General features: G+C 67.7%; 12 protein-coding genes and 1 pseudogene. 8 read left to right on the top strand and 5 right to left on the bottom strand.

The annotated features are described in order from the left end of the window. The coding region (gene dapA / locus VHB27_RS11490; RefSeq protein ID WP_325600432.1) for a 4-hydroxy-tetrahydrodipicolinate synthase at positions 1 to 855 on the bottom strand (855 nt) is incomplete at its 3' end. An 85-nt stretch (positions 856 to 940) separates the two neighbouring features. Between dapA and VHB27_RS11485 the strand changes: the two genes are divergently transcribed. From VHB27_RS11485 to VHB27_RS11450, 8 genes are all read left to right on the top strand, one after another. Continuing rightward, positions 941 to 2,887, top strand: coding sequence for a lytic transglycosylase domain-containing protein (locus VHB27_RS11485; protein WP_325600430.1), 1,947 nt, complete (start codon positions 941 to 943; stop codon positions 2,885 to 2,887). Next, positions 2,875 to 3,714: an alpha/beta fold hydrolase gene (locus VHB27_RS11480; protein WP_325600428.1), complete on the top strand. Its 840-nt coding sequence runs from the start codon at positions 2,875 to 2,877 to the stop codon at positions 3,712 to 3,714. Before VHB27_RS11485 ends, VHB27_RS11480 begins: the two co-directional genes overlap by 13 nt. Continuing rightward, the gene (locus VHB27_RS11475) at positions 3,711 to 4,163 is read left to right on the top strand and encodes a phosphatidylglycerophosphatase A family protein (protein WP_325600426.1); all 453 of its coding nucleotides are present in this window, start codon (positions 3,711 to 3,713) and stop codon (positions 4,161 to 4,163) included. The genes VHB27_RS11480 and VHB27_RS11475 overlap by 4 nt, the downstream gene beginning before the upstream one ends. Before the next feature lie 102 nt (positions 4,164 to 4,265). Then, on the top strand, positions 4,266 to 5,642 hold the full coding sequence (locus tag VHB27_RS11470) for a DUF2252 domain-containing protein (protein WP_325600424.1): 1,377 nt from the start codon (positions 4,266 to 4,268) through the stop codon (positions 5,640 to 5,642). Positions 5,643 to 5,752: 110 nt separating this feature from the next. Then, positions 5,753 to 7,114 carry an aspartate aminotransferase family protein gene (locus tag VHB27_RS11465; RefSeq protein WP_325600422.1) on the top strand — a complete coding sequence of 454 codons (1,362 nt, stop codon included), beginning with the start codon at positions 5,753 to 5,755 and terminating at the stop codon, positions 7,112 to 7,114. A 138-nt stretch (positions 7,115 to 7,252) separates the two neighbouring features. Further along, entirely contained in the window at positions 7,253 to 9,025 is a 1,773-nt protein-coding gene (gene ggt, locus VHB27_RS11460; protein ID WP_325600420.1) for a gamma-glutamyltransferase, read from the top strand. A 74-nt stretch (positions 9,026 to 9,099) separates the two neighbouring features. Then, positions 9,100 to 9,609: a CinA family protein gene (locus VHB27_RS11455; protein WP_325600418.1), complete on the top strand. Its 510-nt coding sequence runs from the start codon at positions 9,100 to 9,102 to the stop codon at positions 9,607 to 9,609. Between the two features lie 58 nt (positions 9,610 to 9,667). Continuing rightward, positions 9,668 to 9,949 (top strand): DUF427 domain-containing protein, encoded by a 282-nt coding sequence (locus VHB27_RS11450; RefSeq protein WP_325600416.1) that lies wholly within the window; start codon positions 9,668 to 9,670, stop codon positions 9,947 to 9,949. On the opposite strand, the gene VHB27_RS11445 is transcribed toward VHB27_RS11450, so the two are convergent. The 4 genes and pseudogenes from VHB27_RS11445 to VHB27_RS11430 form a co-directional block, all read right to left on the bottom strand. Next, a complete protein-coding gene (locus tag VHB27_RS11445) occupies positions 9,950 to 11,140 on the bottom strand; it encodes an FAD-dependent monooxygenase (RefSeq protein ID WP_325600414.1) in 1,191 nt (396 codons plus the stop codon). Positions 11,141 to 11,151: 11 nt separating this feature from the next. After that, complete coding sequence (locus VHB27_RS11440) at positions 11,152 to 12,294, bottom strand: LLM class flavin-dependent oxidoreductase (protein ID WP_325600412.1); 1,143 nt, start codon at positions 12,292 to 12,294, stop codon at positions 11,152 to 11,154. A gap of 12 nt (positions 12,295 to 12,306) precedes the next feature. Next, positions 12,307 to 12,927 (bottom strand): NIPSNAP family protein, encoded by a 621-nt coding sequence (locus VHB27_RS11435; RefSeq protein ID WP_325600410.1) that lies wholly within the window; start codon positions 12,925 to 12,927, stop codon positions 12,307 to 12,309. A gap of 135 nt (positions 12,928 to 13,062) precedes the next feature. Continuing rightward, a pseudogene (locus tag VHB27_RS11430) lies at positions 13,063 to 13,379 on the bottom strand (5-methyltetrahydropteroyltriglutamate--homocysteine S-methyltransferase); the annotation flags it as partial.

Below are 13,379 nucleotides of genomic sequence, written 5' to 3'. Positions count from 1 at the left end.
CATCGCCGCTTTCACCTTCGCCCGCGTGCCGTCCATCAGCGGCGCGAGCGGCAGGCGGCAGCGTTCCGAAGTCTTGCCCAGCAGAGAGGCCGCGAACTTCACCGGTCCGGGGCTGGTCTCGGCGAACAGCGCGTCGTGCAGCGGGACCAGCCGGTTCTGGAGCGCCATCGCGTCCTTCACGCGGCCTTCCATCCAGGCCGTCTGCATGTCGCTGCACAGGCGCGGGGCGACGTTGGCGGTCACGCTGATGCAACCGTGGCCGCCCGCGGCGTTGTAGGCGATGGCGGTATGGTCCTCGCCAGAAAGCTGGCAGAAGTCCTCGCCGCAGGCGCGGCGGGTGTGCAATGGACGGGCCAGGTTGGCGGTCGCATCCTTCACCCCGACGATGTTCTTGTGCTTCGCCAGGCGCGCCATCGTCTCCACGCTCATGTCGACGACGCTGCGCGGGGGGATGTTGTAGATGATGATCGGCAGGTCGACCGCGTCGGCGATCGCCTTGAAGTGCAGGTACAAGCCTTCCTGCGTCGGCTTGTTATAGTACGGCGTCACGATCAGCGCCGCGTCCGCGCCGGCTTCCTTCGCATGGCGTGTCAGGGAGATCGCTTCTTCCGTGCTGTTCGAACCGGCACCCGCGATCACCGGCACGCGGCCCTTGGCGACGCTGATGGCGATCTCGGTGACCCGGCGGTGCTCTTCGTGCGACAGCGTCGGGCTTTCGCCCGTCGTGCCGACCGGGACCACGCCATGCGTGCCTTCCCGGATCTGCCAGTCCACGAACTCCGCATAGGCTTTTTCGTCGACGGAGCCATCATCCCGCATGGGTGTGATCAACGCGACGAACGATCCCTTGAACATATCCCCTCTCCCGGGTTCCTGCGGAAGATACGGAACCTAGGCGCGAGATGGATGCGCCGCAAGGATTGGCTTGCTAGAAGATGGCATGATCGTATCGAATCGCCTGATCCTGGCTGCCCTGTTGTGCCTGCCGGTCGCATGGCTGCCGACCTGGGGCGCCAGCGCCGAGGAGCTGACGCCGATGCCGGCCGTACGGGCCGACCGGTGGGCCGACGCGCAGGCCATCGCCGCCCGTTACGCCGATCCGGTCCCCGAGAAGCTCGTGCTTTACATGCGGCTGCGCGCGCCGGGCGCCGCCACCGCCGAGGAAATCGCCGCCTTCATGCGCGCCAACCCCGACTGGCCGGCCCAAGGCCTGCTGGAACGCCGGCGCGAGGAAGCGATCGCCACCGATCCCGACGACGCCGCCGTGCTGGCGCAATGCGGTCCGCACGAGACCCCGGCCTCGCCCGACATGCCGAGACTGGCTTCGGCCCTGCTGCGCTGCGCGGATGCGACCGCCAATGCGGGCCATACCGCGGCCGCGGACGCGCTGGCCCTCAAGGCCTGGATCGACTCCATCGACGACGCCCAGACCGAGGCCGCGTTCCTGCGCCGCTGGGGCGGCATCGCCACGGCCGAGGACCAATGGGAGCGTTTCCAGCACCTGATCTGGGTCGACCAGCAGGCGGCGGCGCGGCAGGCGGACCGGCTCGACCCGATGCATCGCAAGCTGGCCGAGGCGCTGCTGGCCGTCGATCGCGCCGACCCGAACGCCAACGCGCTGATCGCCGCGCTGACCCCCGCCCAGCGCGCCGATCCCATCCTGGCCTATGAGCTCGCTCGGGCGGAACGTCAGGCGGGCCAGTTGCAACAGGCCGCGGCGACGCTGGGCAATGCCACCGTGCGCAGCCACGAAGGCGCCTTCTGGGTGCAGCGCAACCTGCTGGCCAGAGCACTGATCGCCGCGGGCGATCCGAAGACGGCATACCAGGTCGCGGCCGGCGGCGAACAGACGGGCGATGAGCAGAAGGCGGACGCGGCGTTCCTCGCCGGCTTCATCGCGCTGCGGCTGCTGCACGATCCCGCGCTGGCGCTTCCGCATTTCCGGGCGCTGACGCACAGCACCTCGGCGATCACCCAGGCACGGGCGCATTACTGGCTGGCGCGGACCGACGCGGCGGCGGGGCGTGACCCCAAGCCGGAGTACCGCCGGGCCACGGCCTGGCCGACGACGTTCTATGGCCAGCTCGCCGCTCTTGCGTTGGGCGAGAAACCGGCCACGCTGCTGAAAGCGGCCGCCGATCCCACATGGACGCCCGGCACCGCGCAGGCCTTCACCGGGCATGAGGTCCTGCGCGCCGCCGCCTGGCTGATCGCCTGGGGTGAGCATGAACGCGCCCGCGTCTTCCTGCTGCGGGTCGACGAACTCTCGCCCATTCCTGCGGAGCGCGCCCTGACTGCCGCCTTCGCCCTGCGCGTGGGCCTTCCCGACAGCGCGGTCTTCATCGCGCGGCGCATGGGCCGCGACGGCATCCTGCTGCCGCGCATGGGCTGGCCCGAACCATTCTCGCCGCCGACCCCGCCGGACGAGGCGTTTTCGCTGGGCATCATGCGGCAGGAGAGTAGCTTCGACATCGGGGCCGTCAGCCCCTCGGGCGCACGCGGGCTGATGCAGTTGATGCCCGCGACCGCGCAATCGGTCGGGCATCAGTTGGGAACGCCGGTGTCGCTGGGGGGATTGACGGCGGACGCCACGCAGAACATGCGCCTGGGCGCCGCCTATCTGGAGGAAGTCCTGGCCCGCTTCGACAACTGCCTGCCGCTTGCCGCCGCTGCCTATAACGCGGGTCCCAACCGGGTGGCCCAATGGCTCGCGCAGATCGGCGACCCGCGCGTGGGGCCGATCGACATGGTGGATTGGATCGAGCTGATCCCGAATGGCGAGACACGCAACTATGTGCAGCGCGTTATGGAGAACGTCACGATCTATCGTGCGCAGCGCAACGACCCGACTCCGATCTTGAACAACAATACGCCTTGGACCCGCTGATACGCCGCATTTCGGCCTGGGATGGCCTTCCGCTCCATGTCCGGGTCTGGGACGGCGATCCGTCCCTCCCTCCGCTGCTGTGCCTGCCCGGGCTGGTGCGTACCGGCGGCGATTTCGAGGCCGTGGTGCCGGCGATCGCCCGAGGTCGCCGAGCGGTCACGCTGGATTATGTCGGGCGGGGGGATTCGGGGTGGACGCGGGATGTCGCGCGCTGCAGCCCCGAAGCCTGCCTGCGCGACGTCATGGACGTCTGCGCGGCCCTGCATATCCATCGGGCGGTGGCGATCGGCACCAGCTTCGGCGGGCTGCTGGCGATGGGGCTGGCGGCGGCGTCGCCTTCCTTGCTGCGGGCCGCGGTACTGAACGATATCGGTCCCGGCATCGGGACCGAAGGGGCGTCCTTCGTCCGGGACTTCGTCGGCTTCGATCCGGCGCTGGACTCGCTGGAGGCGTGCGTGACGATGCTGCGCGCGAGGCTTCCGCCCCTGTCGCTGGACAGCGACGCGGACTGGCGGCGGATGGCGGAGCTGACCTATCGGCGCGGCGATGACGGCCGTTACCACCCCTTGTGGGACATCCGGCTGGCCGACACGCTGGACGCGGCGTCGCGGAACCTCTGGCCGCTCTGGGGCGCCTTGGCGCATGTTCCCGTGCTGCTGGTGCGTGGCGGGGTCAGCAACATCCTGCTGCCGGACACGGTCGAGCGCATGCGGTCCGAACGTCCGGACATGCGGCTGGTCACACTGCCGGATATCGGCCACGCCCCGATCCTGACCGAAGCCCCGGCACTGGCGGCGGTGCAGTCGTTCCTTGAGGCTACCGCATGACCTCCGCCCGATTGATCGCCGCCGGGCTGGGGACGGGGTTCGCGCCCATCGCCCCCGGTACCGTCGCCTCCCTGGCCGCGCTGCTGACCGGCGTGGCGCTGTTCGCCCTGTCCCCCTGGCTACTGCTCGTTGCCGCGGTCGCCGCCACGGTCGGCGGCTATGCGGCGATCGTCCGCCTCAACCCCGACGGCGACCACGGCTGGATCGTGATCGACGAAGTCGCGGGGCAGTGGCTGACCCTCCTGGGCTTGGCGCGCCTGTCCTGGACCGGCTGCATCCTGGCCTTCGTTCTGTTTCGCCTGCTTGACGTCACCAAGCTGGGGCCGATCGGCTGGGCCGACCGGCGGCACAACCCTTTCGGCATCATGGCCGACGACGTCATCGCCGGCATCATTGCGGGCCTGCTGCTGTTCGCCCTGGGATTCCTGCGGCCCTATTGGATGTTTTGATACAATACATTTCCGATCGTTCATTTTGTTGGCCCCTGACCGGAATTGTCGCTTGCCGCGTCCCTGTTTTCCGCGATGATAAGCAGGAACCGGGAAGCGGCCATGCCTTTGGAGCATATGCAAACGGCGACCGTCCTGCCCGTCGCAGAGCGCCGGCGAGCGGGACAGGCCCTGCGCAAAATCGTGCCGCGCAGCATGCACGGCCGGTGGACGCCCTCACCCACGCGTCGCGATGCCGTTGATATCCTGATCGAATCCGGGCGCCATCGCATCGCCAGCCTGCTGCCGATCCGTTACGACCGCATGCGCGCCTCGCCGTTCGGGTTCTTCCGCGGCGCGGCGGCCGTCATGGCCGCGGACCTCGCCGACACGCCCGTCAGCGGCCTGTGGGTGCAGGCCTGCGGTGACTGCCACTTGGCGAATTTCGGTACCTTTGCTTCACCGGAAGGAACTCCGGTTTTCGACTGTAATGATTTCGACGAGACGCTGCCGGCGCCGTTCGAGTGGGACGTCAAGCGCCTCGCGGCCAGTTTCGCCGTCGACGCCCTGGGCCGCAACCTGGGCGAAAAGACCGCGCGCTACCTCGCCAGCGCCATGGTGCTGGCCTATCGCAAGCACATGCTGGAACTCGCCGTCCTCGATCCGCTGCTGGCCTGGCGGTCGCGCGTCGACGTGACGCAGGTGCTGGAGGACATCGGCGACAGCAAGCTGCGGGCGCGCGAGCTGAAGCGGCTGACGGAGGCGACGGAGGCCGCGCACAAGGAATATCCGAAATTGGTCGAGAAGCGGAAAGGACGGTGGCGGATCAAGGAGAAGCCGCCGCTGATCTTCCCCCTCACCGGCCAGCGCGACGACACGCATGAAATCGTCGCTCGGACCGCCTTCGAGTCCTACAAGCTTTCCCTGCCGGAGGAGCGGCGGATCCTGCTGGATCGTTACGAGTTGATGGACGTCGCGTTCAAGGTGGTGGGCGTCGGCAGCGTCGGCACGTTCTGTGCGATCGGCCTGTATGCGACGAAGGACGACCATGCCCTGATGTTGCAGTTGAAAGAGGCGCAGGCATCCGTCCTCGCGGACTACGCGGGCCCCAGCCTGTATCGCAACCAGGCGCAGCGCGTCGTGGTGGGCCAGCGGATCATGCAGACCGTGCCGGACCTGTTCCTGGGCTGGACGCAGGATACGGGCGACGACCAGCAATGCTATGTCCGGCACCTGAAGGACAGCCGGCTGGCGCTGATCGGGTCCGACTTGGCGGAAGGCGCGCTGCCCTATCATGCGACGCTCTGCGGCGTGACGCTGGCGCGCGCGCATGCCCGCTCCGGCGACGCGGCCCGCATCGCCGGCTATATCGGTTCGGGGACGGCGTTCGACACGGCGATCGCGTCGTTCGCGCTGGCCTATGCCGCGCAGAACCAAGCGGATTGGCGGTTGTTCGTGGAGGCGGTCAAGGCCGGCCAGATCGAGGCCCACGGCGCCTGATCGCACCGTACCCGAACCAAATGGCGGCCATTGGGCCGACCGCGCAAAGACCCCTTCAACCGCGCGGCGAAATGCCCTAGCGTCCGGCCCGAAAGCAAGGGGCGAGAGCAATGGATGACGTAGTCTCATATGACGAATCCTTGGCGGCGAGCGATCAGCGGCATCTGATCCATCCGCTGCATCACCCCAAGGACCATGCCAACGCCAAGATCTTCGTCTCCGCCCAAGGGGCGATGCTGCGCACGGCGGACGGACGGGAGTACATCGACTCCCTGTCGGCACTGTGGAACGTCAATATCGGCCATGGCCGCAAGGAGCTGGCCGCGGCCGCGGCGGCGCAGATGGAGAAGCTGGACTACGCGTCGGCCTATGCCGGCTACAGCAACGAGCCGGCGATCAAGCTGGCCGAACGCATCGTCGGCCTGGCGTACGACAACATGTCGGCGGTCTATTTCACCACCAGCGGGGCTGAATCCAACGAAAGCGCCTTCAAGTTCGCCCGCTACCACTGGAAGCGGCTGGGCAAGCCGAACAAGGTGAAGGTGATCTCCCGCCGCTACGGCTACCACGGCGTCACCCTGGCGGCCATGAGCGCCACGAGCCTGCCGAACTACCACAAGATGTTCGGTCCGACGGTGCCGGAGTTCCTGCAGGTCGCCCCGCCCTATCCGTATCGCTGGCCCGGCAACGGCGATGCCGGCATCGGCGCGGCCGAGGCGGTGGAAGAAGCCATCCTTCAGCAAGGCCCCGACACGGTCGCGGCGATCATCGCCGAACCGGTGCAGGGATCGGGCGGCGTGATCGTGCCGCCGCCGACCTATTTCCCCAAGCTGCGGGAGATCTGCGACAAGTATGACGTGCTGCTGATCGCCGATGAGGTCATCACCGGCTTCGGCCGCACCGGGCAGTGGTTCGGCATGGGACACTGGGGCGTGAAGCCCGACCTGATGTCCTTCGCCAAGGGCGTCACCAGCGGATACCTGCCGCTGGGCGGGGTGGTGATCTCCAAGCGCCTGCACGACGTCATCCTGGACGCCCCCGCGGACGAGAAGTTCATGCACGCGGCGACCTATTCGGGTCATCCGGTCTGCTGTGCGGTCGGCCTCGCCAATATCGACATCATGGACAAGGAAGGCATGGTCGAACGCGCCAAGGTGCAGGGCGACCGCTTCCGCGCCGGGCTGGAGACGCTGTCGAGCCTGCCCTGCGTCGGTGAGGTGCGCGGCATCGGAATGCTGGCGGCGATCGAGCTGGTCGAGGACAAGGGCAGCCGTGCCCCCGCCAAGGGGTTGGGCGCGAAGGTGGTCGCACAGGCCATGGATCGCGGCCTGCTGCTGCGCGTCCGCGCCGCCGCCGATGGCCCGCCGCCGAGCGGCGACGTGCTGGTGTTCGCGCCGCCGCTGTCGACGCCGGAAGCGACGCTGGACCGCATCGTGCAGATCGTGGGCGAGTCGATCCAGGCCGCGATGTAACCAGCCGGACGGCGCCGATCGTGGCCTTCCCCGTCACCGTTCGGCCCCCCTCACGGCCCGGCCTGATCGGGCCATCCCTAGGCCCAGGGGAGCAAGATGGTTCGGTCACGCCGGGCCATGACGGGTAGGATCGGCGTCATGGATGGCGGGCCTTCCGCGGCGGTGCCGAGGCGACTCCTCCTTGTCCTGGCGCTTTTGCTGGCGCCGTTGGCGGCCCGCGCGGCGTCGCTGCCGCCGGTCGAGTCCTCCACCGGCCTTGTCGTCTCCGCCCAGCGTCTCGCCGCCGAGGCGGGGGTCGAGGTCCTCCGCCAGGGCGGCAACGCCGTCGACGCGGCGGTGGCGGTCGGATATGCCGAGGCGGTGGTCAACCCGTGCTGCGGGAATATCGGCGGCGGCGGGTTCATGACGGCCTACCTGCCGGACGGGAAGGCGGTCTTCATCGATTTCCGCGAAACCGCCCCGGCCGCGGCCACGCCCGGCATGTATCTCGACGCCAGCGGCAACGTGATCAAGGGCGCGAGCCTGGCGGGTTGGCGCGCCGTGGCCGTTCCCGGGACGGTGCTGGGACTCGATACGGCGCTGACGAAATACGGCACCAAGCCGCGTTCGGTGGTGATGGCGCCTGCCATCCGCCTGGCCCGCGAAGGTTTCACGCTCACCCCGCCCGACGCCGATATCATCGCTCGGGGCGCGCGTGTCCTGCGTCGCGATCCGGAGGCGGCAGCGATCTTCCTGCACCCGGACGGCAGCCCGCTGCGTGCGGGGGAGGTGCTGCGGCAGCCCGCCCTCGCCGCCACCCTGCAGGCGATCGCGGACCGCGGTCCCGGCGCGTTCTATCACGGGGCGATCCCGGAGGCGGTCGAGACCGCTTCCCGCGCCGGGGGCGGGGTGATTACCGCCGCCGATTTCGCTGCCTACCGGGTGGAAGAGACCGCCCCGCTGGAATGCACCTATCGCGGTTTCACGATCCTGTCGGCGCCTCCCCCTTCCTCGGGCGGAACGACAGTCTGCGAAGCGCTGAACATCCTGGAAGGCTACGACCTGCGGTCGCTGGGCTTCCACGGCGCCCAGTCGATCCATCTGCTGACCGAGGCGCTGCGCCTGGCGTTCCTGGATCGGAATACGGAGCTTGGCGACCCCGACTTCGTGTCCAATCCGCTGGACCGGCTGCTGTCCAAGGACTACGCGGCACACCTGCGCAGCCTTATCACCGACCGCGCGACGCCATCCGCCAGCCTGCGCGAAGGTGCGGTCGGGCCTGACGAGAAGACGGAAACGACCCATTTCTCGGTGCTGGACGCCAACGGTGAGGCCGTGTCCGTGACCTTCACGCTGAACGGCGGCTTCGGCGCGGGCGTGATGGCGGGCGACGCCGGTTTCCTGCTGAACGACGAGATGGACGATTTCACCCTGAAGGCGGGCGTCGCCAACCAGTTCGGCCTGGTCCAGGGCAAGGCCAACGCCATCGCGCCCGGCAAGCGGCCATTGTCATCGATGGCGCCCACGATCGTGGTGAAAAACGGCGTCGTACAGATGGTGCTGGGAACGCCGGGCGGGGCACGCATCATCAGCACGGTGCTGGAGACGCTGCTGAACGTGATCGACTACGGCATGAACGCGCAGGAAGCGGTCGACGCGCCCCGGCTGCACCATCAGTTCCTGCCGGACCTGCTATATGTCGAACCCTATACCCTGTCGCCGGACACGCAGGACGCCCTGTTGCGCATGGGGTATCACATCGAGTTGCAGGCGCCGTGGGGCGCGGTCGCGCTGATCGCCAACAGCCGGCTGTCCGACTCGCGGCCGGCGGGGATGCCGACGGACTCGGTCGCGACACACCGGCGCAGACACGATGTCTATGACGGCGCCATCGACCCGAGACGGCCCGCCGGCGCAGCACTCGCGCCCTGAGTGGGTGGACCCTGGGTGGATGGGTGACGCCCCGCATGATGGACAAGCGGCTGACCTGACGGCAGGCTGGTCAAATGAATGAATGGACGGGTGACGGGATGCTGCCAGAGTCGACCTTGATCGAAGCCGAGGCCCTGCTGTCCGCATGCCGGTCGAAACGGATTATGCTTGCCACTGCGGAAAGTTGCACGGGCGGATTGATATCCGCCGCCCTGACCGCGATCGCCGGTTCGTCGGACGTCGTGGACCGCGGGTTTGTGACATACTCCAACCAGGCCAAGAGTGAGGCGATCGGCGTGCCGATGGCGTTGATCGAGACGCATGGCGCCGTCAGCCAGCAAGTCGCCGCTGCCATGGCCGAAGGCGCCCTCGTCCGCTCCCAGGCCGCGATCGCGATCGCTGTCACCGGCGTGGCCGGCCCTGGCGGCGGCAGCGCCGACAAGCCCGTCGGCCTCGTCTGGTTCGGCCTGGCCCGCACAGGCTCGCCGGCAATCACCGACCACAAGATATTCCCGGGAGACCGAACCGAAATCCGCGCTGCCACCGTCGCCCATGCGCTGAAGATGATCCGCGATTCGCTTTAGCGTCCGGGGATGAAAATCCGCGGCGGCGCGCCATCTGAGGCAGGAAAGGAGAACCACCATGCAGGCAACGCTCAATGGCCATGTGATCGCCGATAGCGGCGACATCGTCGAGACCGGCGGCTACGCCTATTTCCCCGCTTCCGCGACCCGCCTGGACTGGCTGCAAAAGACGGAAAAAACCGAATCGGACCTTGCCTGCCCGCACGGCGTCCAGTTCTACGACGTCGTCCTCGACGGGCAGCGCTATGCGCGGGCCGCCTGGTCGTATGAGCGGCCGCAGCCGAAGATGGAGGCCGTGGGCGGGCGCTTCGGATTCTGGAAGGACGTGACGGTCGCCTGATCAACCCGGAAGTGGAACGGTCAGCGCATCGTACTCGTACAGCCAGTCGTAGCGCTGGCTGATCTTTTCGGGCGTGAATTCCTGCTCGACATAGCGCGCCGCGCGGTCGGGGATGCCCAGTGTCGGGTTGTGGAAGCGCTTGGCGTTGTCGGAGGAACCTCGGACGATGCGCGCGGTGCGTTCCAGCCGCGCGGCCTCGTACCGACGCAGCGCCGCCGGAATGTCCGGGTCGTCCAGGCAACGGGCCAGCACGGCCGCGTCCTCCAGCGCCATGTTGGCGCCCTGCGCCAGGAAGGGCAGCGTCGGGTGCGCGGCATCGCCCATCACGCAGACCCGGTCTTCCGCAAAACGCGGCAACGGGTCGCGGCCCAGCAGTGCCCATTTGAACGGCGTATCGATGTTCCGGATGATGGTCTTCACGTCCTCATGCCAGTTCGCGAGATCGCGCAGGCATTCGTCCCGGCTGCCCGGTTCGTTCCAGGATTCGATCGTCCAGTCGTCCCGCTCCACCACGCCGACGAAGTTGAGAATTTCACCGCGGCGCAGCGGATAGGTGACGACGTGGCCACCGACGCCCAGCCAGTTGGCGCCGACCAGACGCCGCTGATGGGCGGGCAGCCGCGCCATCGGCACCAGGCCGCGCCAGGCCATGATGCCGGTGAAATGCGCCGCACCCTGGCCGAACATCTGCTGGCGGATGCGCGAATGCACGCCGTCGGCGCCGATCAGCACGTCGCCGGATATGCTTTCGCCCGTAACCAGATGCAGGCTGACGTCGCTGCCGGACTCCGAGAACCCGACGCAGCCGGCACCGGTCCGGATGGCGTTCGGATCGACCGTACGCACCGCCTGCAGCAGCACGCCATGGAAATCCCCACGATGGGCCATCCAGTACGGCGCGCCGAAGCGGCTGACAGACGTCTCGCCCAGGTCGAAGACCGGCCAGCTCTGACCGGTGCTGCCCAGGCGGATTTCTTTCGCCACCGCCTCGCAGACGATGCCGCGCATCGCTGCCTCCAGGCCGAGCGCGATGAGGATGCGGGTGCCGTTGGCGCCAAGCTGGACGCCGGCGCCGAGTTCGCGAAGTTCCGTGGCCTGCTCGAAGACACGGACGCGATGCCCCTTGCGCAGCAGCGCGAGCGCGGCGGTCAATCCACCAAGGCCGGCACCGGCGATCAGGATGTCCGCCATCGCCCCCTCTTTCAGGCCGGAACGAAAATCCGCTCGCTGCCTTCGGCGTCATTGACGCCGGACGGATCGACGGCGCCCTGGAACGCGGCGTCCCGTTGCAGGACCGGCAGGACCTTTTCCGCGAACAGCCGCATGTTCAACTCGGACAGATGGTGCGGCATCGAGCCGAAGGAGAATTCCGTCACCAGATGGTCCATGCCCGTCAACCGGCGCAACTCGGCGACCTGCTGGATGCAGTCGTCCGGCGTACCGGCGATCTGGATGCTGACATAGAAGTCCGTGGCCTTGGACCGGAAGCTGGCATCCTTCATCTTGTTATAGGTCTTCGCCAGCTTACCGTACGATTCGTAACCTTTCACGCCTGCCAGGTGCCCATCCGAGAAATGGTAGTGGTTGTCGATGGAATCCCACTTCTCGCTCAGGTACCGCAGCGCCCAGTCCCGTGCTTCCTCCCGCGTCGGTGCGCAGGCGACGTTCGTCAGGATGATCGGCGGCCGCGCGGTGTGTCCGACGCTTTCGACCATGGCGCGGTAGCGGTGGACGTCCTCGGCTGCCTTGGGCCATTCGTTCTGCATCACAATCAGCAGCCCGAACCCCAGCTTCGCCATCACCTCGGCCGATTCCGGGCTGACGGAGGACGCATAGAACCGGCGTTCGGGATGCGAGATCGGCCGCGGCCGGATCGACAGCCGGGGGATCCGATAGAACTCTCCGTTCCATTCGAAACTATCCTCGGTCAGCGCCTTGATGATCAGTTGCGCGGCTTCGACGAAGCGAGGCCGAGCCTCTTCCATCGGAATGCGGAAGCCGGCGTATTCGACGCTGGCGGCGCCACGGCCGAAGCCCATCAGCGTGCGGCCGCCGCTCATGACGTCCAGCAGCGCGATCTGTTCCGCCACGCGGATCGGATCGTGCCAGGGCAGCACGATCACGCATGTGCCCAGCATGATCCGTTTCGTTCGCCCGGCATAATAGCTCAGCATCTGCAGCGGAGACGGCGACATGGAATAGCCGGTGAAATGATGCTCCAGCGCGAACAGCGAGTCGAAGCCCAGCGGTTCCGCCAGGTCGCCCAGCGCCATGTGCTCGTTGAACAGCGCGACGTCCGGACGGCCGGGTTGCGCCAGGATGCTCAGCGCGGTTCCGACCTGCATCGTGACCTCCTGTCAGCGTATGGGTGAGCAGGCGGCGGGCATGACCAGCTTGTTCTCCTGCTTCACCACCAGCCCCGATGCCGCGCCCCCCGGCGGCCAAACCCCCTTGGCAACCGCTTCCGCCCGGATCCGCTGGCGTTCTGCGGCATCCTTGTAGGCCCAGATATGCACCCATTTGTTCAGGCCTCCGAGCTCGGAGTACCAGACGCCGACGAGGGGGGAGAGCTTGACGCGCTCATCGACCTTCGCGGCCCAGCGCTCCATCATGCCGGGCAGCGCGCCGGGGGCCAGTGTATAGCTGCGGATTTCGAACAGCGGCCCGACCGTCCGCGGCGTCAGCGGCGGCGAGAAAGGGGCCGGGATGAAGATCTCGCTCTGCATCGAGACCAGCAACTCCCCATTGTTCGGCGGCCAGACCCCGGTGGCGATGGCATTCGCCCGGACCTGGGTGCGCTGGTCCAGGGAGTCATAGGTCCAGACATGGGTGACTTCGTTCAGCGGTCCGACCTCGGTGTGCCAGAGGGCCGCGAGCGGCGAGAGCTTGACCCGTTCCGGCAGTTTTTCCGCGAAGTTCTTTTCGAACGCCGGCACGGAACCGGGTTTGAGCTGATAGGTGCGGACCTCGATGATCATGGCGTATTCCCCCTGGATGCCCAAAGGTTAGCCGTGCACGTGCGGTTTGTCACTTTGGGCCGGCGGGAACGTGGCGAGGTGCCGGAACGCGTCGCTCGAGATGGCGGCCATTGGGCCGCCATCTCGTGCACAGGCCTATTCCGCCGCGGCTCTCCGAAGCTGCCGCGCCGCCGCCACCAGGTTCTCCAGCGCCGGCCGCACTTCCTCCCACCGCCGCGTCTTCAGGCCGCAATCCGGGTTGACCCAGATCTGCCAGTCGTCCAGCCGCTTGCGGGCCAGGCCCAGCAGGTCGGCCATCTCGGCGGCATCGGGGACCCGGGGACTGTGGATGTCCCAGATGCCCGGCCCGATCTCCGCCGGATAGGCCGCCGCGCCCGCCTGGCGATCAGCGAACGCGTCCAGCAGTTCCATGCGGCTGCGGGTGGTTTCAATGGAAATGGCATCGGCGTCCA

The organism is Rhodopila sp., assembly GCF_035548235.1.
In the GTDB taxonomy this organism is placed as follows: Bacteria; Pseudomonadota; Alphaproteobacteria; order Acetobacterales; family Acetobacteraceae; genus Rhodopila.
This window is presented reverse-complemented; position numbering and strand designations above follow the sequence as displayed.